Source organism: Actinoplanes nipponensis (genome assembly GCF_016862275.1).
Lineage (GTDB): Bacteria > Actinomycetota > Actinomycetes > Mycobacteriales > Micromonosporaceae > Actinoplanes > Actinoplanes nipponensis.
Genome location: NZ_BOMQ01000054.1, coordinates 1 through 21,806, shown reverse-complemented (window position 1 = coordinate 21,806; position 21,806 = coordinate 1). Strand labels below are relative to the sequence as shown.

Below are 21,806 nucleotides of genomic sequence, written 5' to 3'. Positions count from 1 at the left end.
CCGGGCACCAACCTTTCCGCCGTCGACCACGTCTAGGGAGACATGATGATCGGACGGGGCCGTCACACCGACGAGTCCTTCGCAGCCTTCGTGACCGCTCGTTCGGGCCGGCTGATCGGCTACGCCGAGCTGTTGTGCGGCGACCGCGACCAGGCCCGCGACATCGTGCAGACGGTGCTCACCCGGGCCTACCCGCGCTGGCGGCACATCGAGCACGAGGACCCGTACGGTTATCTGTGCCGGGCTGTGACCAACGCCGTCACCGACTGGTGGCGTACGGCGCACCGCCGGCGCGAGCAGCCGGCCGGCGAGCTGCCCGAGCAGGCCGTCTCCGATCACGCCGCGACGTTCGAGAACCGCCAGACGCTGCTGGCGGCGCTCGGCGGCCTGACCGCCCGCGAGCGGGCGGTGGTCGTGCTGCGGTATCTGGACGACCACGCCGAACGCGAGGTCGCGGAGCTGCTCGGGATCAGCGTGGGGACAGTCAAGTCGACCTGCCACAAGGCCCTGGGCAAGATGCGGATCGCCGTCGCCGAACCCGCCCCGCTCACTACCGCGAAGCAGAACAGGAGCAGTTGATGGCCACGACCGAGGAGCTGCGGATGGCGATGAACGACCTGGCCGCCGGTACGGAATCGCTGTCGTCGGCGGCCCTGCTGCGCGCCGGCAAGCGGCACCGCACCCGGCGCCGGCTGCTGGTCGCGGCCGGCGCCGCCGCTGCCGTGCTGGCGGTGGTGGGCGTGGCGAGTCTCGTCGCCGGGCGGCCGGGCGGCGGGCAGAGTGCCCCGGTCGCCGCGGCCGAGTCCCCGGTGGCGCCCGCCTCCCCGTCGGTCCCGGGCCCGAGCCGGGCCGACCGGTTCGCGTTCGGGCCGGAGAAGGAGACCGAGCCCGGCGTCTTCACCACGGTCATCACCGACCGGAGGCTTCCCGACGGCGCGACGGACCAGGCGCAGCTGGACCTGATGCGCATCCCGGGCGAGACCGAGCTGGGCCCGGCCGGCGCCGACGCCGACACCCGGATCCGCACGCTCACGGTGGCCGGCGCCGAGGTGCGCCTGGAAGAGGAACAGGCCGATGTCGGCTGGAACCGGCAACTCGAGTGGATCGCCGGCGGCACCCGGTACGTGCTGGCCGCGAACGCCTACTCCACCGACGCCGGCACGCCGTACGGCGCCACCGAGGACGACCTGCGCTGGCTGGTCGAACGTACGATCAAGCGCTGACGACCAGGGGAGGCCCCGCCGTGAACCTCGACGAGATCCTCCGCCGCCGCATCGACCGGCACCATCTCGGCCGCGCCCGGGCCGGCGACGTGGTCGCCGCCGCCCGGCGGATCGGCGGCCTGCACGCCCAGGTCGCGTCCTCGGCGCTGGCCTCGGCGACCCTGCGGCTGACCGCCGCGCCGGAGCTGGACGACGCGCTGTACCGGCGCCGGTCGCTGGTCCGCACCTGGGCGGCCCGGGGCACCCTGCACCTGCTGCCCGCCGCCGACCTGCCGCTCTGGGTGGCCGCGATGAGCACCCGGACCCGGGAGACCACCGGCTCGTGGCTCAAGTACCACGGCGTGACCGAGGCACAGATGCGCGACATCATCGCCGCCGTGCCGGACGTGCTCGGCGGGACGCCGCTGACCCGCGAGGAGCTGGCCGACGCGATCGTCACGGCCACCGGGCACGAGGAGCTGCACGAGCCGTTGCGGCAGGGGTTCGGGGCGATCCTCAAGCCGCTGGCCTTCCGCGGGCTGCTGTGCTCGGGGCCGCCGCGCGGCCGGCACGTCACCTTCGTGGCGCCGCGGGCCTGGCTGGGCGACTGGCTGCCGGTGCCCACCGAGGAGGCCGTCGACCAGCTGGTGCTGCGCCACCTGGACGCGTACGGGCCGGCGGACGCGGCCGAGTTCGCCCGCTGGTTCGACCTCAAGCCGGCCCTGGCCAAGAAGTCCTTCGCGCGGCTGGCCGACCGGCTGCGGGCCGTGGGGGACGAGGGCTTCCTGCCGGTGGACGCCCCGGACGGCGGCGGCGAGGACACGGTGCTGCTGCTGCCGGCGTTCGACCCGTACGTGGTGGGCAGCCTGCGCCGGCTCGACCGGGTGAGCAGCGGACCGAAGTCCGCGGTTTCCCGGCCGCAGGGCTGGATCTCCCCCACCCTGGTGGTGAACGGCCGCATCGAGGGGGTGTGGGAGCTCGCCGACGGCCACCCGGTCGTCACGCCGTTCCAGCCGCTGCCCGCCGCGGTCCGGTGTGCCCTCCCCGAGGGGGCCGTCGTCCGCTGAAGCCCGCCCGGAGCGCCGATGAGCGTCACGCAGGACACGCCGGCCGCGCTGGCCGAGCCCGCGCGGCCCGTCCGCCGCTCCTGGGTGGCCCTGCTGTTCGCCGCGAACCTGGGTCTCTGGATGGCGTTCTTCACGCCGGTGCAGGTGCTGCTGCCGGAGCAGATCAGTGAGCTCGGCATCGTCGGCAAGGAGGCGGCGCTGGGCTGGGTCACCGCGCTGGGCGCGCTGGTCGCGATCGTCGTCAACCCCGCGGCGGGGGCGCTCTCCGACCGGACCCGGCTGCGCGCCGGCGGGCGGGCGTACGGCCGCCGGCACGTCTGGACGCTGGGCGGCGCCCTCATCGCCGCGGTGTCGCTGGCGGCCCTGGCCCGGCAGCCGGACCTCGCGGGCGTGGCGCTGGGCTGGGCCGGCGCCCAGCTCGGGCTCAACATCATGCTGGCCACGCTGACCGCGGCGGTCCCGGACCGGGTCCCGGTGCGGCAGCGCGGCGCGGTCTCCGGCTGGATCGGCATGCCGCAGGCGCTCGGCCTCGTGCTGGGCGCGGTGCTGGTCACCGCGGTGGTCACCGAGGTCGCCGCCGGCTACCTGGCCATGGCCCTGGCGCTGGTCGTGCTGGCCGTGCCGTTCGCGCTGCTGACCCCGGACGATCCGCTGCCCCCGGCCGGCCGGGTGCCGCCGGGGCCCGGGCTCCGGCGGCTCTTCCGGGAGCACCCGGACTTCGCCCGGGCCTGGGGCACCCGGTTCCTGGTCCAGCTCGGCAACGCCCTCGGCACGCTCTACCTGCTGTACTTCCTCACCGACCGGGTGCGGCTGGCCGACCCGGACACCGGGCTGCTGATCATGATCCTGCTCTACACGGCCGGCATGGTGGCGACGGCCGTGCTCGGCGGGCGGGCGTCCGACCGCTCGGGCCGCCGCAAGGTGTTCGTGGTGTGGTCCGGCGCGACCATCGCCCTGGCCGCCCTGCTGCTCGCCATCTGGCCGGTCTGGCCGGTGGCCATGGTGGCGTCGGTGCTGCTGGGCGCCGGCTACGGGGTCTATCTCGCGGTCGACAGCGCGTTGATCACCCAGGTGCTGCCGGCGGCGGTCGACCGCGGCAAGGACCTCGGCGTCATCAACATCGCCACCGCGGCGCCCCAGGTGCTCGGGCCGGCCATCGCGGCGCCGCTGGTCACGCATCTGGGCGGCTACTCCACCCTCTACGCGCTGACCGCGGTGGTCACCCTGCTGGGCGCGGTCATGGTGGTACGGATCCGCGCGGTCCCCTGACGGCGGGGACCGCGCGGACGGCCGTCACGCGGGGAGCGTCCAGCGCTGGTTCGTGCCGGCGAAGCACTCCCAGATCTGCAGCCGGGTGCCGTTGGCCGAGCTGTTGTCCGACGCGTCCAGGCACTTGTTGCTCGCCGGGTTGCGCAGCGTGCCGTTGCTCTGCGCCTGCCACTGCTGGGCGCCGGTGCCGTTGCAGTCGTAGAGCTGCACCAGCGAGCCGTTCGCCGTGCCGGCCGCCGCCACGTCCATGCACTTGCCCAGCCCGCGCAGCGTGCCGTCGGTGGCCACCGTCCAATTCTGCGCGGCGCTGCCGTTGCAGTCGTAGAGCTGCACGGCGGTGCCGTTGGCCGAGGAGGCCGCGGCGATGTCCACGCACTTGCCGCCGATGCCGGTGATCCGGCCGGTGCGCCCGGCCGGCGGCGTGGTGGTCGGCGGGGTGGTCGGCCCGGACCCGCCGGTGGCCACCGCGTAGATCGCGCTGACCAGCGAGTTCGCCCCGGTGGCGTCCTGGGACAGCTCCCAGTTCATGATGCCGCCGGCGTTCGCCAGGGCCCACTGGGTCTTGCGGCGGATCGTCGGCAGGCCGTTGTAGCACTCGTTGACGCCGCCGATCGTGGCGCAGTCCTGGTTGGCGTACGCCGGGTTGGCCGCGACGATCTGCGCGTACGTCCGGTATCCGGGCCGGCTGTAGAACGGCACGCCGAGCACCGCCTTCGCGGCCGGCAGGCCGCGGCTCTTCCAGAAGTTGACGCTGGCGATCGACCAGTCGTAGTTGGCGTGCGGGCTGCCGCCGTCGTACGCCATGATGTTGAGCCAGTCGACCAGGCCGAAGACCGCCGGCTGGATGCCGTTGGCCGTGCCGCCCTCGGAGACGACCGCGGCGGTGAGCAGCTTGCCCTGGTTGTGCAGCGCGGTGCTGAGCTGCTGCATCAGGGCCGTGTAGTTGGTGGCGGAGGCGCCCGGGTCGGGGTACTCCCAGTCGATGTCGATGCTGTCCAGGTTGTACTGGCCGACCAAGCCCATGACCCCGTTGACGAACGTGGTGCGCGCGCCGGAGTTGCCGGCCAGCGCCTCGAAGGCCGAGTCGTTGCCGTCGTTCCAGCCGCCGAGGGCGAGGCCGACCTTGACATTGTTCTGGTGGCCGAGCGAGACCAGCGACTGGAGCTTGGCCGGGTCCGGCACGGCCTGCAGGGTGCCGTTGGCGTTCGGCAGTACGAACGCGTAGTTGATGTGGGTGAGCTTGCTGTACTGGATGCTGTTCACGCTGCCGGCCCAGGACGGCTGGTAGCCGACGCTCTTGAAGTTGCCGGGCAGCACGGCGGCTTCGGACGTGCCCTGCATGGCGATGGCGCCGGTGGCGACCATGGCGACCGCGGCCGCCGCGGCGGCCAGTTTCCTCTTCATCGGGGACCTCTCTGTCCGGCGTGGGGGCGCCGTGGGGAGTGACATCGGGCCGCTGAAGTTTAAGAAGGTTAACTAATAGTCGTCAATATAAGACGTGATAAAAGGTCGCCGACAACCTGCTCGACACGCGCCGTAGGCTGGTCGGGTGACAGTACGCGTACGCTTCGCCCCTTCTCCGACCGGAATGTTCCATGTCGGCGGCGCCCGCTCGGCGCTGCAGAACTGGATCTACGCCCAGCAGACCGGGGGCGTCTTCGTCCTGCGGATCGAGGACACCGATGCCGCCCGCAACCGTCCGGAGTGGACGGAAGGGATCATCTCGGCGCTCGACTGGATCGGCATCGAGCGCGGCTCCTACGAGGGCCCCTACTTCCAGTCGGCGTACGCCGGCGAGCACACCGCCGCCGCGACCCGGCTCTACGGCGAGGGCCGTGCCTACTACTGCGACTGCTCCCGTGACGACGTGATCGCCCGGACCGGCAACACCCACACCGGATACGACGGCTTCTGCCGCGACCGGGCGCTGGGCCCCGGCGAGGGCCGGGCCCTGCGTTTCCGCACGCCCGACGAGGGCGAGACCGTGGTCGTCGACCTGGTCCGCGGCGAGCCCACCTTCGAGAACAAGCTGCTCGAGGACTTCGTCATCGCCCGCAGCGACGGCTCGGCCGTGTTCCTGCTGGCCAACGTGGTCGACGACATGACCATGGGGATCACCCACGTGATCCGGGCCGAGGAGCACCTGCCCAACACCCCGAAGCAGCAGCTGCTCTGGGAGGCGCTGGGCGGCAAGCCCCCGGTGTGGGGACACGTGCCGGTCATCGTCAACGAGAAGCGGCAGAAGCTCTCCAAGCGGCGCGACAAGGTGGCGCTGGAGTCGTACCGCGACGAGGGCTATCTCGCCGCCGCCATGCGCAACTACCTGATGTTGCTCGGCTGGGCGCCCTCGGGCGACCGCGAGATCGTGCCGTGGTCGGTCGTCGAGGAGGAGTACAGGCTGGAGGACGTCAGCCACTCCCCCGCGTTCTTCGACGTCAAGAAGCTGCGGGCGTTCAACGGCGACTACATCCGGGCCCTGGACGCCGAGGAGTTCGCCGCGGTGTGCGCGCCGTGGCTGGGCGGCACCGACACGATCCCGGCGCCGCCGTGGGACCCGGCGAAGTTCGACTCCACGGTGTTCGCCTCGGTGGCGCCGCTCGCGCAGACCCGCATCGCGGTGCTCAGCGAGATCGTCGACTACGTCGACTTCCTCTTCCTCGACGAGCCGGTCCGCGACGAGCAGTCGTGGCAGAAGGCGATGAAGGAGGGCGCCGCCGACATCCTGGCCGCGGCGCAGGACGCGTTCGGCGCGCTGGAGACCTGGTCGGCGGAGCCGCTGAAGGCCGCCCTGGAGCGCGTCGGCGAGGAGCGCGGGCTCAAGCTGGGCAAGACCCAGGCCCCGGTCCGCGTCGCCACGACGGGTCGCACGGTGGGCCTGCCGCTGTTCGAATCGCTGGAGGTGCTGGGCCGCGAGCGGACCCTCGCCCGGCTCGCGGCCGCCCGGGCCGAGCTCGCCTGAGGTTTCGTGACCGTTTCGGTACGCGCGCGCCGCGATGGCGGCGCGCGCGTACCGCACCAGGCCACCTCCGGGCCAGCTGGCCGCGCCGAAGGGGTGGCAAGGTCAGCAGCACGGGTGACGGCGGCCGCCCGGACTTGCCCGCCGTGGGTACTATTCGCCCGCTGATCAGAGGCCGCCGTTCCGGCGTCGCAGTAGTTCCCAGATAGCTCCACTTCGTCCGCATCCGAGATGCGGACGGGACCATCTGCGGGCAGGCTGTGGGGGCTGCGCTGATCCGGTCAGCGCAGGCATGTCATCCACGGGGCGGGGAGGCCGGACGGTGGTTCAAGGGGTGATCACCCGATTGCTGGCGGCGACCGGGGTCCTCGCGGCGGGTGTCGTGTTGAGCGCGGGACTGGTCCCGCCGGGCGGCGCGCAGGCGGCGCCGAAGGCGCCGGCCAAGCCCACGGCGGTGCAGATCGCCGGCAAGTTCCCGGGCGGCACCATCACGGTGCAACAGTCCGAGCGGCCCGACCTGTTCAAGCGGCTGCTCAGCGAGGTGAGCTGGCTGGCCACCACCGCGCCGACCACCTCCAAGCCGGAGGCCAAGAAGCTCGGCGCCAAGTTCACGGTCACCGTCCTGATCAAGGACAAGGCCAACCAGACGTACGAGCTCTACCCGGACGCCGCCGGCGGACCGCGGGCCTACCGGCCGGAGAAGCAGCCGACCGGCAAGAAGACGGCGGGCTGGTTCTACGGGCGGCTGACCATGTCGGAGTCGCTGCGCCTGAGCGGCGTGCCGCTCAAGGAGAAGCCGGACGTGGTCAGCGGCGGCATCGGCGGTGGCGTCGGCGAGGACGTCGAGGCCTCCGAGCTGGACCCGGTCGAGGGTGTCAGCGACGTGCTGGCCGACATGCGCCGGCTGCTCCTGCTCAACGGCGCCGTGCTGCTCACCATCCTGCTCGGCCTCGGCGGCATCGCGTACCTCATCCGCCGCCGGGTCTGAGAGCACCCGGTCAGCCCGCCGGGCGCACCGGCACCCGCAGGATCGGGCAGGCCGGGGCGGGCGCGTTGCACCGCTCGCCCACGCCGAAGGCGTCCGGCAGCCTGACGTCCGTGGCCGCCCGGGCGACCTCGACCGTGGTCAGCGGCGGCTCACCCCGCCCGGCGTCGCCGGTGCCGCGTTCGCCCGTGGCCATCACCGCCACCGTGCGGCCGTCCACCACCCGGCGGGCGATCACCTCGTGCACCTGCCAGTCGGCGTCGCGCGTCTCGGCGTAGCGGGCGTACTCGACGCCGGCCCGGGTCCGGTCCGGCAGGGCGCAGGCGTCGGGGTCGGCCCGGACGGGCAGGCAGAGCCCGGCCGGCGCGTCGTAGACGGCGACCTCGACCAGCCCGCGGGGCTGGCCGTCCGCGCCGAGCACCGCGTACTGCCGCCAGCCCACGCCGGCCGCGGGCAGCCGGGGCACGATGCGATAGCCCTTCGCGTCCACCGCCGGCGCCAGCACGGCCAGCACCGGGTCCAGGACGGCCGACGGGCGGGGCTGGGGGACGGCCACGGCGGCAGTCGAGCGGGGCTTGGGGCCGGGCAGCAGGACGGTCGTGAGGGCGTACCCGAGCAGGACGACCAGGGCCACCACGATCAGGCCGGCCAGCACGACGCGGCGGGCCCGGCGCCGGCGCAGCCGGTCGGCGCGGCGGCTGATGTCGGGCACCGCGTCCGCGGGTGGCGGCTCGCCGTCGCAGGCCCGCTCCAGCACGGCCGTCAGCAGCGCGCTCATCGCACGCCCGCCGGCCGGGTCGTGGCCAGCAGGCCCGCGAACGCGCCCAGGCCCTCCGCCTCGAACGCGAGCACCCGGCTGTCGTCGAGGTCGAGGGCGTCGGCGGTCTCGTCGATGGGCAGGCCGCAGAAGTGCCGCAGCACCAGCACGGCGCGGCAGCGGGGGCTGAGGCCGTGCAGGGCGTCCAGCACCAGCACGGTGTGCACCGAGTCGACCTCGGTGGGCGCGGTGGCGAGCTGCAGCCGTCCCCCGCCCTCGGCCGGGCCGGCCGGCGCCGCGCTCGCCGGCGGGGCCGGTTCGGGGGCGACGAAGACGTGCTCGCGCCGGCCGCGGGGCTTCTTGAAGGCGGCCATCAGGTCGGCGTACGCCCACAGGTCGGGCTGGGTGATGTCCGGGTCGGCCAGCACCCGCGCCATGGTGGTGCGGGCCAGCTCGTCGGCCAGCGCCCAGTCGCCGCACATCAGGAACGCGGCGCGGCGCAGCTGGATGTACCGCTCCAGAACGTACCCGTCGGACATAAGCCTCTTTATAGGCCACGGCACGTGGGCGGCGACGCGGAACGGCGTCACGCGACGCTAACGGTGACCTCCACCAGCCGGACCAGGTCGTCGAGGTCGGCGTCGTACTCGGCCGCGGCGTCGTCGCGGACCGCCTCGTCGCCGGCCGGCAGGCCCCCGGTCACCTCGCCGACGGTGTAGCCGAGCAGGAAGGCGCAGATCATCCGGGTGAGCCGGGGCACCTGCTCCCCCGGAACGCCCGCGTCGTGCAGGCAGCCACGCAGCGCGGCGGTCAGCCAGGACGCCGAGGCGCCGGCGGCGCGCCGGTTGAGCAACAGCGGGTACGCGCCCGGGTGCGCCCGGGACAACGCCCGCACCGCCCGGCCCAGGGCGCGCAGGCGCTGCCGCCAGTCGATGCCGGCGGGGTCCTCGCCGTACTCGGCGCCCAGCTCCAGGTGCAGGAGATCGACCAGCCCGTCGAGCAGGGCGTCCTTGCCGCCGACGTACGGGTAGAGCGCCATCGAGGTGAGCCCGACCCGTTCCGCGACGGCCCGCATGCTCATGGCGCCGAGGCCGTGTTCGTCGACGAGGGCCAGGGCCTGGTCGAGGATGAGTCGTCTCTTGTCGTCCACGGACACACCGTGTCGAGGCGGACGCGGCGAGGGGGCGGAACGAGCCCGCCACACCGCTGCCAGTCACCCACGCGGGTGAGGTCCTAACACCACCGGCCGGGCGGGCGGCCCCGGCTGACGGCCCGGCGCCGGGGCCGGACCGCGCCGTGCAGGTGCGCACCGGCCCAGCCGCGCAGCTCGGTGCGGCAGCCGACCCGGTGCGGAACGTCGTCGGCCGGTTCCTCGGCGGGCGCGGGGGCGGGCTCCTCGGCGGCGACCTGCTCCGCCTCGGCGTACAGCTGGCTGTCCTCGCGTTCCGTCATCCCTGCCCCCCTCCGCCCGTCGTGCGAACTACCCGGTCCCATCGGCACCGCGCCGTCCGGCATTACCGCTAGGACGACACCTTGCCAGGTCACCGACCGAAATCGCGGTGCAGGCGCACCGCTATATAGGACAAATAACTCAAAAGTTACAAGTGAAGAAACCTCGGCAACCGCGCGGAACGGTACAACGACCGAGGCCGCAACGGCCACGGTAAAGGCGCCACGGCACCGGCGGGCGCCGGCGGGCGTGGCCGTGACAGGCTGGCCGGATGGCAGAGGAGGCGAAATCCGCGGGTACGGCGAAACGACCCCCGCTGGCCGCCACGCTGCGCCGGGTCGAACGGCGCGCCGGGGCCCTGGCCAGCGCCAGCGTCGCCCGGATGGACGAGACCCTGCCCTGGTTCCGGGCGCTGCCGGCCGATCAGCGCTCCTGGGTCATGCTGGTGGCCCAGGCCGGCGTCCGCTCCCTGGTCGAGTGGCTGCGCTCGGGCGGCACCGCGGCCGGCACCCAGGAGATCTCCGACGAGGTCTTCGCCGCCGCCCCGCGCGCGCTGGCCCGCTCCATCACGCTGACCCAGACCGTCGCCCTCATCAAGGTCACCATCGACGTGGCCGAGGCCGAGGTGACCAGCCTGGCCGCGGCCGGCGAGGAGGAGGCCCTGGCGACGGCCATCCTCAAGTTCTCCCGGGAGATCGCCTTCTCGGCCGCGCGCGTCTACGCCCGCGCCGCCGAGTCCCGCGGCGCCTGGGACGCGCGGCTGCAGGCCCTGCTGGTCGACGCCCTGCTGCGCGGCGACTCCTCCGACGTGCTGGCCAGCCGCGCGGCCGCCCTGGGCTGGGCGGACGCCCCGCCGGTGGCCGTCGTGGTCGGGCGTAGCCCCGGCGGCGACATCACCGCGGTGCTGCACTCCGTCTACCGCGCCGCCCGGCGGGCCCGGGTCGAGGTCATCGGCGGCGTGCACGGCGACCGGCTCGTGGTCGTGCTCGGCGGCGTCGCCGACCCGCTGGCCGCCGCCGGGCACCTGGCCGCGAGCTTCGGCGAGGGGCCGATCGTGGTCGGCCCGGCCGTGCCGTCGCTGGACCAGGCCACCGAGTCGGCCCGGGCCGCGCTGGCCGGCTTCCGGGCGGCCCGGGCCTGGCCCGGCGCCCCCAACCCGGTGAGCGCCGAGGACCTGCTGCCGGAACGGGCCATGGCCGGGGACTCCGAGGCCCGGCGGGCGTTGCGGCACGACGTCTACGGCGCGCTGTCCCGCGCCGGCGGCGGGCTGCTGGAGACCCTGGACGCGTTCTTCGCCGCCGGCGGGGTGCTCGAGAGCGCCGCCCGGGAGCTGTTCGTGCACCCGAACACCGTGCGGTACCGCCTCAAGCGGGTGGCCGAGGTGACCGGGCTGTCGCCGCTGGACGGGCGGGACGCGTTCGCGCTGCGGATGGCGCTGACCATCGGGCGGCTCGATCCTGCGAGCTAAATCACGGCCCACCGCCGCGCTCGGCAGAGCCCCGATATCATGCCTAATCAGGACCAAAACGGGGGGTGTTTGTAGGAAAGCTACAACACCGGTCGTAGGGTTTGGTCCCGTGCAGCAACCCCGGAAAGCCATCGCATCCGGAAGAGTCGACTCCGTGCTCGCCGTACTCTCGCCCGGCCAGGGTTCCCAGAAACCCGGCTTCCTCTCTGGATGGCTCGACCTGCCCGGCGCCGAGGCGCGCCTCACCTGGTGGTCGGCCCTGGCGGGCGTGGACCTGATCCACCTCGGCACCCGCGCCGGCGCCGACGAGATCAAGGACACCGCGCGCACCCAGCCGCTGCTCGTCGCCGCCGCCCTGCTCGCCGCCGAGCACCTGCCCATGTCCGACGTCGGCCTGGTCGCCGGGCACAGCGTCGGCGAGCTGGGCGCGGCCGCCCTCGCCGGGGCGCTCTCCGCCGAGACCGCCGTCACCCTCGCCGGCGTCCGCGGCCGCGAGATGGCCGCCGCCTGCGCCCTCGAACCCACCGGGATGAGCGCCGTGCTGGGCGGCGACCCCGACGAGGTGCTCGCCGCGATCGAACGCCACGGGCTGCACCCGGCCAACCGCAACGGCGCCGGCCAGATCGTCGCCGCCGGCGCCCTGGACGCGCTGGCCAAGTTCGCCGCCGAGCCGCCGGCCCGGGCCCGGGTCATCACGCTGCAGGTCGCCGGGGCCTTCCACACGCCGTACATGGCGCCGGCCGAGCAGGCCCTCGGCGCCGTCGCGGGCGGCGTGACCGCCGCCGACCCGGCCCGCATCCTGCTGTCGAACCTGGACGGGGCCGCGGTGACCCACGGCCGCGAGCTGGTGCTGCGCCTGGTCCGCCAGGTCACCGCCCCGGTCCGCTGGGACCTGGTCATGCGCGGCCTGCGGGGCCTCGGCGTCACCGGGATCATCGAGCTGCCCCCGGCCGGCACCCTGGCCGGCCTGGTCAAGCGCGAGCTCAAGGGCCCGGACGCCCCCGAGATCGTCACCCTCAACACCCCCGACGACCTGCCCGCCGCCCGGGCCCTGATCGCCCGGCACGGCACGGCCGCGACCCACCGGCCGACCACGCCGGGCCACGTGGTGGTCTCCCCCGGGCCGGGCGTGTTCCAGCCGGCCGAGGGCCTCGCCGAGGGCGCCGACCTGCGCGCCGGTCAGGTCATCGGCAGCCTGGCCACCCGGCAGGGACCCCGCGAGGTGGCCGCCCGTGCCGCCGGCATCCTCACCGGGTGGCTCGTCCGGCCCGACGAACCGGTGGCCCCCGGCCAGCCGGTCGCCCGCATCGGCGGGCAGCAGCAGTGACCGTGTCCGTCGCGATCGAAGGAGCAACACGATGACCGCGGGATCCCGCATCGTCGCGATGGGCCACTACCAGCCCTCGCGCATCGTCACCAACGACGATCTGGCCAAGATCGTCGACACCAACGACGCGTGGATCAAGGACCGGGTCGGCATCGCCGAGCGCCGGGTCGCCGAGACCGAGTCGGTCGCCGACATGGCCACGTTCGCCGCCGAGAAGGCCCTCGCCGGCTCCGGGCTCAGCGCCGCCGACATCGACATGGTCGTCGTGGCGACGTGCTCCTCGATGGACCGCTGCCCGAACGTGGCGACCCGGGTCGCGGCCCGGCTGGGCATCACCGCCCCGGCCGCGATGGACGTGAACACCGCCTGCTCCGGCTTCTCGTACGCGCTGGGCACCGCCGACCACGCGATCCGGGCGGGCGCGAGCCGCAACGCCATCGTCATCGGCGCGGAGAAGCTCTCCGACGTCACCGACTGGACCGACCGCACCACCGCCGTGCTGTTCGGCGACGGCGCCGGCGCGGCCGTGGTCTCCGCGGTCCCCGACGGCGAGCAGGCCGGCGTCGGCCCGGTGCTCTGGGGCTCGGCCCCGGAGCGGGGCGACGTGCTCAAGATCGAGGGCTGGCAGCCGTACATCCAGCAGCAGGGGCAGGCGGTCTTCCGCTGGGCGACCACCGCGCTGGCCCCGTTCGCCCTCGAGGCCTGCGAGCGGGCCGGGGTACGGCCGCAGGAGCTGGCCGCCTTCGTGCCGCACCAGGCCAACACCCGCATCATCGACGGCATCGTCAAGCGCCTGGGTCTCGGGCCGGACGTCGTCGTCGCCAAGGACCTGGTCGAGTCCGGCAACACCTCCGCGGCGAGTGTGCCGCTGGCCCTGTCCAAGCTGGTCGAGCGCCGTGAGGTGCCCTCGGGCGCCCCGGTCCTGCTCTTCGGCTTCGGCGGCGGCCTCACGTACGCGGGCCAGGTCATCCGCTGCCCGTAGCACCGGTCAACGGCGCCACCCCGCGAGTTTTCCCCACCATCGAGAGGAACCACCGAACATGGCAACCCGCGCTGAGATCACTTCCGGCCTCGCCGAGATCCTCGAGGAGGTCGCCGGGGTGAACCCGGACGACGTCGCCGAGGAGAAGTCCTTCACCGACGACCTGGACGTCGACTCGCTGTCCATGGTCGAGGTCGTGGTGGCCGCCGAGGAGAAGTTCGGCGTCAAGATCCCCGACAACGAGGTGCAGAACCTCAAGACCGTCGGCGACGCCGTGACCTTCATCGAGGCGAACCACTGACATGAGCACCACAGACGTCGTCGTCACCGGGCTCGGCGCGACGACCCCGCTTGGCGGGGACGTCGCGTCCACCTGGGACGCCATGCTCGCCGGCCGCTCCGGGGTGAGAGCCCTCACCCAGGAGTGGGCCGCGCAGTTGCCCGTCCGCATCGCCGCCGAACTGGCCGTCGACCCCTCCGAGGTGATGGAGCGGGTCAAGCTGCGCCGGCTCGACCGGTCCGAGGCGATCGCCCTGATCGCGGCGCACCAGGCCTGGGCCGACTCCGGCCTCAAGGACGCCGGCCTCGACCCGGAGCGCCTCGCGGTCAGCTTCGGCAGCGGCATCGGCGGCGCGCAGACCCTGCTCAACCAGGACGACATCCTGGAGGCCTCCGGGCCGCGCCGGGTCAGCCCGCACACCGTGCCGATGCTCATGCCCAACGGTCCCGCCGCGTGGGTCGGCCTCGAGCTCGGCGCCCAGGCGGGCGTCCACTCGATGGCCAGCGCCTGCGCGACCGGCGCCGAGGCGCTGTCGCTGGGCCTGGACATCATCCGCTCCGGCCGGGCCGACGTGGTCATGGCCGGCGGCACCGAGGCCGTGATCCACCCGCTGCCGATAGCCGGTTTCGCCTCGATGCGGGCCATGTCGACCCGCAACGACGAGCCGGAGAAGGCGTCCCGGCCGTGGGACAAGGGCCGCGACGGCTTCGTGCTGGGCGAGGGGGCCGGCGCGCTCGTGCTCGAACGGGCCGACCACGCCATCGCCCGCGGCGCGACGATCTACGCGAAGCTGGCCGGCGCCGGCATCACCTCGGACGGCTACGACATCGTCCAGCCGCACCCCGAGGGCGCGGGCGCGATCCGGGCCATCGCGAAGGCGCTGGCCGACGCGGGGGTCTCCCGGTCCGACATCAAGCACGTCAACGCGCACGCCACCTCCACCCCGGTCGGCGACATGGCGGAGATCGCCGCGCTGCTCGCCGCGGTGGGTGACCACCCGGTGCTCACCTCGACCAAGTCGATGTCCGGGCACCTGCTCGGCGCGGCCGGCGCGCTGGAGTCGATCGCCACCATCCTGGCGATCCGCGACAGCGTGGTGCCGCCGACCATCAACCTGGACGACCCGGACGACTCCCTGACCATGGACGTGGCCGCGCACAAGGCCCGGTCGCTGGACATCCCGGCCGCGCTGAACAACTCGTTCGGCTTCGGCGGCCACAACGTGGCCCTGGTCTTCACCCGGGCGTGACGCGAAGCCGCGGTCGAGGGGCGCCTGCGGGCGCACCTCGGCCGCGGCGAACCGCATGATGGACGGCGTGGACGCGGATCCGGGCCGCAGCCACCCCTGGCGGCGCCACCACGGATTCACCAACACCGCCTGGGACCCCGACGCTCATCTGCGACGTCAACGCCGCCAGAGGGGGTTCCGCCGGCTCACTTGACGCAGGCGCTGCGGGGCAGGCCGGCGACCGCCACCGGCGACCGGCCCGGCGCCGTCGCCTTGCCGGCCAGCACGGTGGCGAGCGCGGTGAGGGACAGCGGGCTGGACGAGTAGGTCGCCAGCAGCGTCGGCGACCGCGCCCCGGCCAGCAACTGCGGGGTGTCCATGATGACGGTGATCGCCGCGTCCGGGCTCAGATCGGTCTGCCGGTCGCCGTACCCGACGAGGTGCACCACCGTGCCGCCCGCCGCCTGGACCTTGACGCCGGCCGCCTGCAACGCCTTGACCAGCGCGATCCGGGCCGCGTCGCGGCCACCGGACGCGGTGACCGTGACCGGCCCGCTGACCAGGGGCCCGGAGCAGCGGCCGCGGAGCAGGGTGACCGCCGCCGCCGCGGCGTCGCCGACCGCCCGCACGTGGGGGCCGGAGCCGAGGCCGGACAGCTCCGGGCGGGTCTTCGCGGCGGTGCGGAACTTCAGCGTGAGGATCCGGGTGACCGCCTCGACGAGCCGCTCGCGTTTCAGGCTGCCGTCCTTGAGCCCGGCCAGGATGCCGTCCCGCGCGCCGGCCAGGTCCGGCGGCATGAGCAGCAGGTCGTTGCCGGCGTTGAGCGCGCGGACCGCGGCCTCGCCCGCCGGCCACCTCATCGCGGGCGGCATGTTCATCGCGTCGGTGACCGCCACCCCGGTGAACTTCAGCTCGCCCCGCAGCACATCCGTCATGATCTTGCGAGAGAAGGTGGCGGCGACGCCCTTGTCCAGGCCGGTCACGTCGAGGTGCCCGGACATGACCACCCCGGCGCCGGCGGCGATCCCGGCGGCGAACGGGGGCCGGTCCTCGGCCGCCCACTTCGCCCGGCTCTGCGCGACCACCGGCAGGTCGTCGTGGCTGTCGCCGGTGGTGTGCCCGTGGCCCGGGAAATGCTTCAGCGCGGCCGCGACGCCCGCGCCCTGGATCCCGCGGACGGCCGCCTCGACCTGGGCGGCGTTGGCCCGCGGGTCGGCGCCGAAGGACCGCGAGCCGATCACCGAGCTGCCCTGCGGGCCGAGCGTGTCGGCCACCGGCGCGAAGTCGAGGTTGATGCCCATCGCGGCCAGCTCCTCGCCGGCCGCGCGCCACGCGCCCTCGGTGAGCCGCGGCTTGCCCGCCGCGCCGAACGCCATCGCGGACGGCAGCAGGGTCACCCCGGTCCTGACCCGGGTCACCACGCCGTACTCCTGGTCGGTGCCGATCAGCAGCGGGGCGCCGCCGGGCAGACCGCCGGCCGCCCGCTGGAGGCCGTCGGTCAGCGCGCGGACCTGCTTCGGGTCGTCGACGTTGGTCGCCGGGTTGGTCGCCCCGGTCGGGTCGTCCGGGGTGAACGCGACCAGGATCAGCCCGCCCAGGCCGAACTTCGTGACCATCGCGGCGGGGGTGTCCACGCCGGCGATCCGCTGGTTGCCGGCCGCGGCCGTCCGGTCGACGCGGTCGGCGGCGTCGCCGTACGCGTAAGGCATGAGAACCTGCCCGGCCAGCTGGGCGTCGGTGAAGGTCCGCACGACCGCCCGCGCCTGCGCGCCGGGCTCGCCGGCCGGGGCCGGCGCGGCACTCGCGGACGGCGCGGGCGCGGCCGCGGACCCGGGCGTGGGCTGCGGCACCCGCGGCGCGTCACCGCTGCCGCACCCCACCAGGCCGGACAGAGCCAGGGGTACGGCCACAGCCACGCGCATCGCCCGGTTCACGCCCGCCATTCGATCAGCTCGGGGCCGCCGAGACAAACCGGGCGTCAGCCCACCCGGGTCAGCAGGGTGAGCGGCGCTCCGTCACCGGCGTAGCGGTACGGCTCCAGCTCCGCGTCCCAGGCGGTGCCGAGCGCCTTCTCCAGGGCGTGCGACAGCGCCTCGGGAGCCTTGGCGGCGACCATGATGGCCCGCAGCCGGTCCTCGCCGATCTGGATGTCGCCGGACGCCCCGATGGTGCCGCGGAACAGCCCGCGGCCGGGGACGTGCATGAATCGCTCCCCGTCGACGCCGGGGCTCGGCTCCTCGGTGACCTCGAAACGGATCATGGGCCACTGCCGGAGGGCAGCAGCCAGCTCGGCGCCAGTCCCGGGCCGGCCGGTCCAGCTGCACTCGGAGCGGCGCATGCCGGGGTCGACCGGCTGCGCCGTCCAGTGCAGATTGACCGGCGCGGTCAGGACGCGCGCGATCGCCCACTCGACGTGCTGGCACACGGCGAGTGGGGTCGAGTGGACGTATACGACGCCACACGTTGGCACGGTGACCTCCCGGAGACCGAGGTGCGTCTTCCCCTACGACCTCGACTGCGGTTGATCGTGCTCCATGATGCCGGGTGGTACGGATGGTGCGCCAGAGAAACCGCAATATCGACATGTGAATGGCCGTCGAGGCACACCTGACCTAACGGCCGAACCCCGTCCCGCGGCACGGGCAAGCCGCGCTCGTGTAGGCTGGCTGCGGCATTTTCTGCCGACAACTTTGCCGAGGAATACCTAGCTAGGAGTACCGCCGTGGCCAGCAACACCTCAAAGACCGCCCGCGCATCAGTCCGCGCCGGCCAGGCCGGTCAGGGCGGGGCCCTGAGCGTGCTCGGTGAGTTCAAGTACCTCATCCCGCTCGCCGAAGGTCGCTTCGCCTACGTGCGCAACCTGACCAACGGCAAGACCAACCACCTGCGCACCGACTCCGACGCCTTCGTCGAGGAGATCCGCGCCCTCGCGGCCGCCGGCCACGGCGCCAAGATCCGTGCCGAGATCGAGGGCCTGAACGCCTCGTTCCCGCAGCACGGCTGGGCGGCGACCGAGAAGCGGCTCGCGGACGCGGGCGTCTTCGAGGGCTGAGCACCGCAGAGCGTCAGGCGCTCTCCGTCCCGTGCGGGGCGGAGAGCGCTTTTTTGCGTTTACTGAAGATCACGACATGTTGATCAGCGTGGGGGGGTCTCGGGGGCGGTGCTTTCTCCCGCCTGTCGGCCGCTACCTGCTGTCTTGCTGGCTGCCTGGCTGTCCCGCTACGGCCGGCCGCCGCCCGTTGTGTCTGCCGCCAGCTCCACCCTGCCGCGACCACCGGCCGCAGCACGTTGTCCTGCCATCATCCCGACCTGCTGCGCCCATCGGGCACCGGCCGCTGTCCCCGCCGCCAGCCCCGACTGCTGGGCCTACGGGCTGCCGCTCGCTGTCCCCGCCGCCAGCCCAGCTGCTGCGCCCACCGGCCGCCGCTGGTGCGCCTGCCATTCCGGCTGCTCGCTACGCCTGGCGACTTGCCGCGCGCCGCTGCGCCTGCCGGAGGGTGAACGATACGCCGGCTACCTGCCGCTGCCGCCGGTAACTGCCACAAGCCCGCTTGCTGCGGCAGCGGCAACGGGCGGCAACGGCGACGGGCTGCGGCAGCGGGCGGCAGCAGCGGCAGCAGCGACGGGCGCGGCAGCGGGCGGCAACGGCGACGGGCCGCGGCAGCGGGCGGCAGCGGGCGGCAGCAGGCGGCAGGCGGCAGCCAGCAGCAGATCTTGAAGCATGGCGGTCGAGCTAACTCGTTCCAGCTGATCAAGATCCGCGAGCCTGACCCCAGCCGGCGCGGCAGCGAGCCGCCCACCACTCATGACTGCTCACCACACCACCGACACCCTTGCGATGTCGCCGCCGGCGAGACGAACCAGCCTCGGAGCAGCGCACCAGCAAGTAGTGGGGCCGGGCGGGGCGGGCTGGCGCGGCCCGGCAAGCTGGCGGAGCGAGGCGGCCTGGCGCGGCCCGGCAAGCTGGCGAGGCGACACGACCTTGCGCGGCCCGGCGAGGCGGCGAGGGCGAGACGGCCTGGCGCGGCAAGCCGGCGAGGCGAGCGGCCTGGCGCGGCAAGCCGGCGAGGCGAGACGGCCTCGGCACGACCCGGCAAGCCAGCAGGGCGGAGCGAGGCGGCCTCGGCGTAACCCCCGGCAAGCCGAAGTGGCCCGGCGGTCTGGCGTGGCCCAGCAAGGCCGACATGGCCCGGCGGGCTGACATGACCCAGCAAGGTCAACGTGCCCGGCCGGCTGACATGACCCGGCAAGGGCCGACATGGCCCGCCCGGCTGGCATGACCCAGCAGATTGGCGCGGCCCGGCAAGCCAGCCGCGCCCCGCAAGCTCGTGACCACGCAAGCTGCCATGACCCCGCACGCTCGCTCGCCGGCAGCAAACCCCGGACAGCCCAGGCCCCCAACCGAACCCAGACCGCCGACGCGACCCCACAAACCCGGGCCAAGCAAAAGCCGACGCAGCCAGAGAGGAGCGCACCCAGACGGCAGCACCGCCGACAATCAGCACAATCCAGCGGGCGATTCAGGATCGACCCACCCGGCCGAACTCAGCTGATCAACTCCACCAGACCGGTATCAAGGTCGTAAACCGCCCCCACCACCGAAACCCGCCCCGCCGCGATCGCCGCCGGCACCCCGGCGATCTCGTGCAGCCGGCCCACCGTCCGCCCGACGTGGGCCCGCATCGCCTTGGCCGCCGCCTCGGGATCGTCCAGGCCCACCGCCCGGACCGCCGGCGCGATCTCGTCGACCAGGTAGCCCACGTCCCCGTCGGGCCGCTCGCCCTCCCGCAGCGCCTTCACCGTCGCGTCCACTGCCCCGCACCGGACGTGCCCCAGCACCATGATCAGCGGCACGTTGAGCGCCGACACGGCGAAGCCCACCGAGCCCAGCACCGCGCGGTCCACCACGTGGCCGCCGGAGCGGACCACGCAGATCGAGCCGAAGGTCTGGTCGAAGATCGCTTCGAGGGGCACCCGGGAGTCGATGCAGCCGAGCACCACGGCGTGCGGCAGCTGGCCGCCGGACGCCGCCGCGGCCGCCGAGACCTCGTGGCCGTGCTGCGGGCGGCCGCTGACGAACCGGCGGTTGCCGGCGATCAGCTCGGCCAGCGCGTCGGCCGGCCGCACGATCCGCTCGGCCGGGTTGCCCGGCGCGAGGACCGCCCCGGTCGTGGTCACAGCATTCGAGAGCACCGGCGTGGCCTGCTCCGCTGGTGAGGAACCCGTCGTCATGGTCCTGATTCTCTACGAGCGACGACGCCGGGACACCCGGTGGGAGCCAGATCACGTCCCCCGGCCCATCCGTTGGGACGACATGAAGACCCACTTAACGTCTGGCATTTCCGCCGGGCACGCGTGATGCTTATTACCCGCGGGTACTACGGGGCCGTGCGAATCACGGAGGTGCCCATGTCCGAGCGGTCGGAGCTCACCCTCGCCGACGGCGTACGGCTGCACGTCGAGACCAGTGGACCGGTGGACGCGCCGGTCACCGTCGTGCTGCTGCACGGCTGGTGCCTCGACCGGCGCACCTGGCATCACCAGGCCAAGGCGCTGACCGGGGTCGACGCCCGGGTCGTCGCGTACGACGCGCGCGGGCACGGCCGTTCCTCCGCGACCCGGCTGCGCTCGGCGACCCTGGGCCAGCTCGGTGACGACCTGGCCGAGGTGCTCCGCGCGTACGCCCCGTCCGGGCCGATCGTGCTGGCCGGGCACTCGCTGGGCGGGATGACGATCATGGAGTTCGCCGAGGGTTACCCGCAGGAGTTTGCCGGACGGGTGGCCGGTGTGGTGTTCGTCTCCACCACCGCCGAGGGTGTCACCCACACCGGTTACGGCCTGCCCGCCCCGCTGACCCCGGTGCTGCGGGTCGCCGAGGAGACGGGCGCCGGGCTGCTGGCCCGGTTGGGCGCCTGGCGGCCGCACAGCGCGATGCTGCCGGTGCTGCGGCCCACCGTGCGCTGGCTGCTCTTCGGCGAGGGCCACGAGCCGGGCGACCTCGAGGTGACGATGTCCGCGTTCGGCCGGGCCTCGCTGCGGTCGATCGGCGGTTTCCGCGCCTCGGTCGGCGCCCAGCACCGGCTGGACACGCTGGCCGCGCTCGGCGACATCCCGGCGGCCGCCCTGGTCGGCGACCGGGACCGGCTCACCCCGCCGCCGTGTGCCGAATCGATCGCCGAGGCGCTGGTGGGCACCCATCTGACCGTCTTCGAGGGCGCGGGGCACATGCTGATGATGGAGCGCCCGGAGGAAGTGTCCGCCATCCTGCTGGACGTCGTCGCCCGTGCCGCGAAGAGCACCCCGCGCCGCCGGGCGGCCCGCGTCCGCCGCAGCGGTTACGACCAGGCCGCCTGACCCCGTTCCGCCTCCGCTGGCCGCCCCGGGCCGCCGCGGGCGTGCCGCCGTCGACGCCGGTGCCGCAACAGGAGTAAGTTCGATTGCCCCCTGGCACCGGTGCCGGGCGGCGGCAAGAGCACGCGGAGCACCAGCGGGGAGCACAACGGACTTGAGCGACGCCACCGTCCTGCAGCAGGAGATCGCGATCGAGCAGCAGCACGTCGACCGGGTGTACGCCCGGCTCGCCGCCCTGCGCACGGACGCGTCCCGGGCCGAGAAGGAGGGATATCAGCTCGCCGGCGTCGGCACCTTCGGCGCCCTGGTCGAGCGGGACGCCATGGTGTTCCACCGGGCCCGCCGCCGGCACGCCCTGGACGCCGAGTACGAGGGCCTGGTCTTCGGCCGCCTCGATCTGACCAGCGGCGCGGTGCACTACGTGGGCCGGATGGGCATCCGGGACGAGGAGTCGCAGTCGCTGGTGGTGGACTGGCGGGCGCCC

The 21,806-nt window shown here is 73.9% G+C and carries 21 protein-coding genes and 1 pseudogene; 14 read left to right on the top strand and 8 right to left on the bottom strand.

Annotation, left to right across the window (positions count from 1 at the left end):
- The first annotated feature begins 42 nt into the window (after positions 1-42).
- The 4 genes from Ani05nite_RS22910 to Ani05nite_RS22895 are packed head-to-tail and all read left to right on the top strand — an operon-like array spanning position 43 to position 3,538.
- A complete protein-coding gene (locus Ani05nite_RS22910) occupies positions 43-579 on the top strand; it encodes a SigE family RNA polymerase sigma factor (RefSeq protein WP_203771272.1) in 537 nt (178 codons plus the stop codon).
- Positions 579-1,223 (top strand): hypothetical protein, encoded by a 645-nt coding sequence (locus tag Ani05nite_RS22905; protein ID WP_203771270.1) that lies wholly within the window; start codon positions 579-581, stop codon positions 1,221-1,223. The genes Ani05nite_RS22910 and Ani05nite_RS22905 overlap by 1 nt, the downstream gene beginning before the upstream one ends.
- A 20-nt stretch (positions 1,224-1,243) precedes the next feature.
- Positions 1,244-2,269, top strand: a complete 1,026-nt coding sequence (locus tag Ani05nite_RS22900) for a winged helix DNA-binding domain-containing protein (RefSeq protein ID WP_203771268.1) — start codon at positions 1,244-1,246, stop codon at positions 2,267-2,269.
- An 18-nt stretch (positions 2,270-2,287) separates the two neighbouring features.
- Positions 2,288-3,538 carry an MFS transporter gene (locus Ani05nite_RS22895; protein WP_203771266.1) on the top strand — a complete coding sequence of 417 codons (1,251 nt, stop codon included), beginning with the start codon at positions 2,288-2,290 and terminating at the stop codon, positions 3,536-3,538.
- Positions 3,539-3,562: 24 nt separating this feature from the next.
- Here Ani05nite_RS22895 and Ani05nite_RS22890 read toward each other — a convergent pair whose 3' ends face one another.
- Positions 3,563-4,942 (bottom strand): glycosyl hydrolase family 18 protein, encoded by a 1,380-nt coding sequence (locus tag Ani05nite_RS22890; protein ID WP_203771264.1) that lies wholly within the window; start codon positions 4,940-4,942, stop codon positions 3,563-3,565.
- Between the two features lie 145 nt (positions 4,943-5,087).
- Here Ani05nite_RS22890 and gltX point away from each other — a divergent pair, with 145 nt between their 5' ends.
- Together gltX and Ani05nite_RS22880 are read left to right on the top strand one after the other, a co-directional pair.
- Positions 5,088-6,497, top strand: coding sequence for a glutamate--tRNA ligase (gene gltX, locus Ani05nite_RS22885; RefSeq protein ID WP_203771262.1), 1,410 nt, complete (start codon positions 5,088-5,090; stop codon positions 6,495-6,497).
- Positions 6,498-6,828: 331 nt separating this feature from the next.
- Positions 6,829-7,482 carry a hypothetical protein gene (locus Ani05nite_RS22880; protein WP_239130512.1) on the top strand — a complete coding sequence of 218 codons (654 nt, stop codon included), beginning with the start codon at positions 6,829-6,831 and terminating at the stop codon, positions 7,480-7,482.
- A gap of 10 nt (positions 7,483-7,492) precedes the next feature.
- On the opposite strand, the gene Ani05nite_RS22875 is transcribed toward Ani05nite_RS22880, so the two are convergent.
- The 4 genes from Ani05nite_RS22875 to Ani05nite_RS22860 all read right to left on the bottom strand — a co-directional run bounded on the left by Ani05nite_RS22875 (position 7,493) and on the right by Ani05nite_RS22860 (position 9,688).
- Positions 7,493-8,257 (bottom strand): hypothetical protein, encoded by a 765-nt coding sequence (locus tag Ani05nite_RS22875; RefSeq protein ID WP_203771260.1) that lies wholly within the window; start codon positions 8,255-8,257, stop codon positions 7,493-7,495.
- Positions 8,254-8,775 carry an RNA polymerase sigma factor gene (locus tag Ani05nite_RS22870; protein WP_203771258.1) on the bottom strand — a complete coding sequence of 174 codons (522 nt, stop codon included), beginning with the start codon at positions 8,773-8,775 and terminating at the stop codon, positions 8,254-8,256. Before Ani05nite_RS22870 ends, Ani05nite_RS22875 begins: the two co-directional genes overlap by 4 nt.
- Positions 8,776-8,822: 47 nt before the next feature.
- The gene (locus tag Ani05nite_RS22865) at positions 8,823-9,386 is read right to left on the bottom strand and encodes a TetR/AcrR family transcriptional regulator (protein ID WP_203771256.1); all 564 of its coding nucleotides are present in this window, start codon (positions 9,384-9,386) and stop codon (positions 8,823-8,825) included.
- Between the two features lie 83 nt (positions 9,387-9,469).
- Positions 9,470-9,688 carry a hypothetical protein gene (locus Ani05nite_RS22860; RefSeq protein ID WP_203771254.1) on the bottom strand — a complete coding sequence of 73 codons (219 nt, stop codon included), beginning with the start codon at positions 9,686-9,688 and terminating at the stop codon, positions 9,470-9,472.
- Positions 9,689-9,957: 269 nt separating this feature from the next.
- Between Ani05nite_RS22860 and Ani05nite_RS22855 the strand changes: the two genes are divergently transcribed.
- From Ani05nite_RS22855 to fabF, 5 genes are all read left to right on the top strand, one after another.
- Positions 9,958-11,154 carry a PucR family transcriptional regulator gene (locus tag Ani05nite_RS22855; RefSeq protein WP_203771252.1) on the top strand — a complete coding sequence of 399 codons (1,197 nt, stop codon included), beginning with the start codon at positions 9,958-9,960 and terminating at the stop codon, positions 11,152-11,154.
- Between the two features lie 154 nt (positions 11,155-11,308).
- A complete protein-coding gene (locus tag Ani05nite_RS22850) occupies positions 11,309-12,481 on the top strand; it encodes an acyltransferase domain-containing protein (protein ID WP_203771250.1) in 1,173 nt (390 codons plus the stop codon).
- Between the two features lie 31 nt (positions 12,482-12,512).
- Complete coding sequence (locus tag Ani05nite_RS22845; RefSeq protein ID WP_203771248.1) at positions 12,513-13,463, top strand: beta-ketoacyl-ACP synthase III; 951 nt, start codon at positions 12,513-12,515, stop codon at positions 13,461-13,463.
- A 58-nt stretch (positions 13,464-13,521) separates the two neighbouring features.
- Positions 13,522-13,764 (top strand): acyl carrier protein, encoded by a 243-nt coding sequence (locus tag Ani05nite_RS22840; RefSeq protein WP_203771246.1) that lies wholly within the window; start codon positions 13,522-13,524, stop codon positions 13,762-13,764.
- A gap of 1 nt (position 13,765) precedes the next feature.
- Positions 13,766-14,992, top strand: coding sequence for a beta-ketoacyl-ACP synthase II (gene fabF / locus Ani05nite_RS22835; protein ID WP_203771244.1), 1,227 nt, complete (start codon positions 13,766-13,768; stop codon positions 14,990-14,992).
- Between the two features lie 185 nt (positions 14,993-15,177).
- Here fabF and Ani05nite_RS22830 read toward each other — a convergent pair whose 3' ends face one another.
- Positions 15,178-16,893, bottom strand: a complete 1,716-nt coding sequence (locus Ani05nite_RS22830) for a glycoside hydrolase family 3 protein (protein WP_203771242.1) — start codon at positions 16,891-16,893, stop codon at positions 15,178-15,180.
- Between the two features lie 56 nt (positions 16,894-16,949).
- Positions 16,950-17,441: a DUF3145 domain-containing protein gene (locus Ani05nite_RS22825; protein WP_203771240.1), complete on the bottom strand. Its 492-nt coding sequence runs from the start codon at positions 17,439-17,441 to the stop codon at positions 16,950-16,952.
- 252 nt (positions 17,442-17,693) lie between these two features.
- Here Ani05nite_RS22825 and Ani05nite_RS22820 point away from each other — a divergent pair, with 252 nt between their 5' ends.
- On the top strand, positions 17,694-18,023 hold the full coding sequence (locus Ani05nite_RS22820) for a hypothetical protein (RefSeq protein ID WP_203771238.1): 330 nt from the start codon (positions 17,694-17,696) through the stop codon (positions 18,021-18,023).
- 1,493 nt (positions 18,024-19,516) lie between these two features.
- Here the strand turns inward: Ani05nite_RS22820 and Ani05nite_RS22815 are convergent.
- A complete protein-coding gene (locus Ani05nite_RS22815; protein ID WP_203771236.1) occupies positions 19,517-20,203 on the bottom strand; it encodes a carbonic anhydrase in 687 nt (228 codons plus the stop codon).
- 177 nt (positions 20,204-20,380) lie between these two features.
- On the opposite strand from Ani05nite_RS22815, the gene Ani05nite_RS22810 reads away from it, so the two are divergent.
- Both Ani05nite_RS22810 and Ani05nite_RS22805 read left to right on the top strand, forming a co-directional pair.
- Entirely contained in the window at positions 20,381-21,325 is a 945-nt protein-coding gene (locus Ani05nite_RS22810) for an alpha/beta fold hydrolase (RefSeq protein ID WP_203771234.1), read from the top strand.
- 151 nt (positions 21,326-21,476) lie between these two features.
- Positions 21,477-21,806, top strand: a pseudogene (locus Ani05nite_RS22805) (ATP-dependent DNA helicase); the annotation flags it as partial.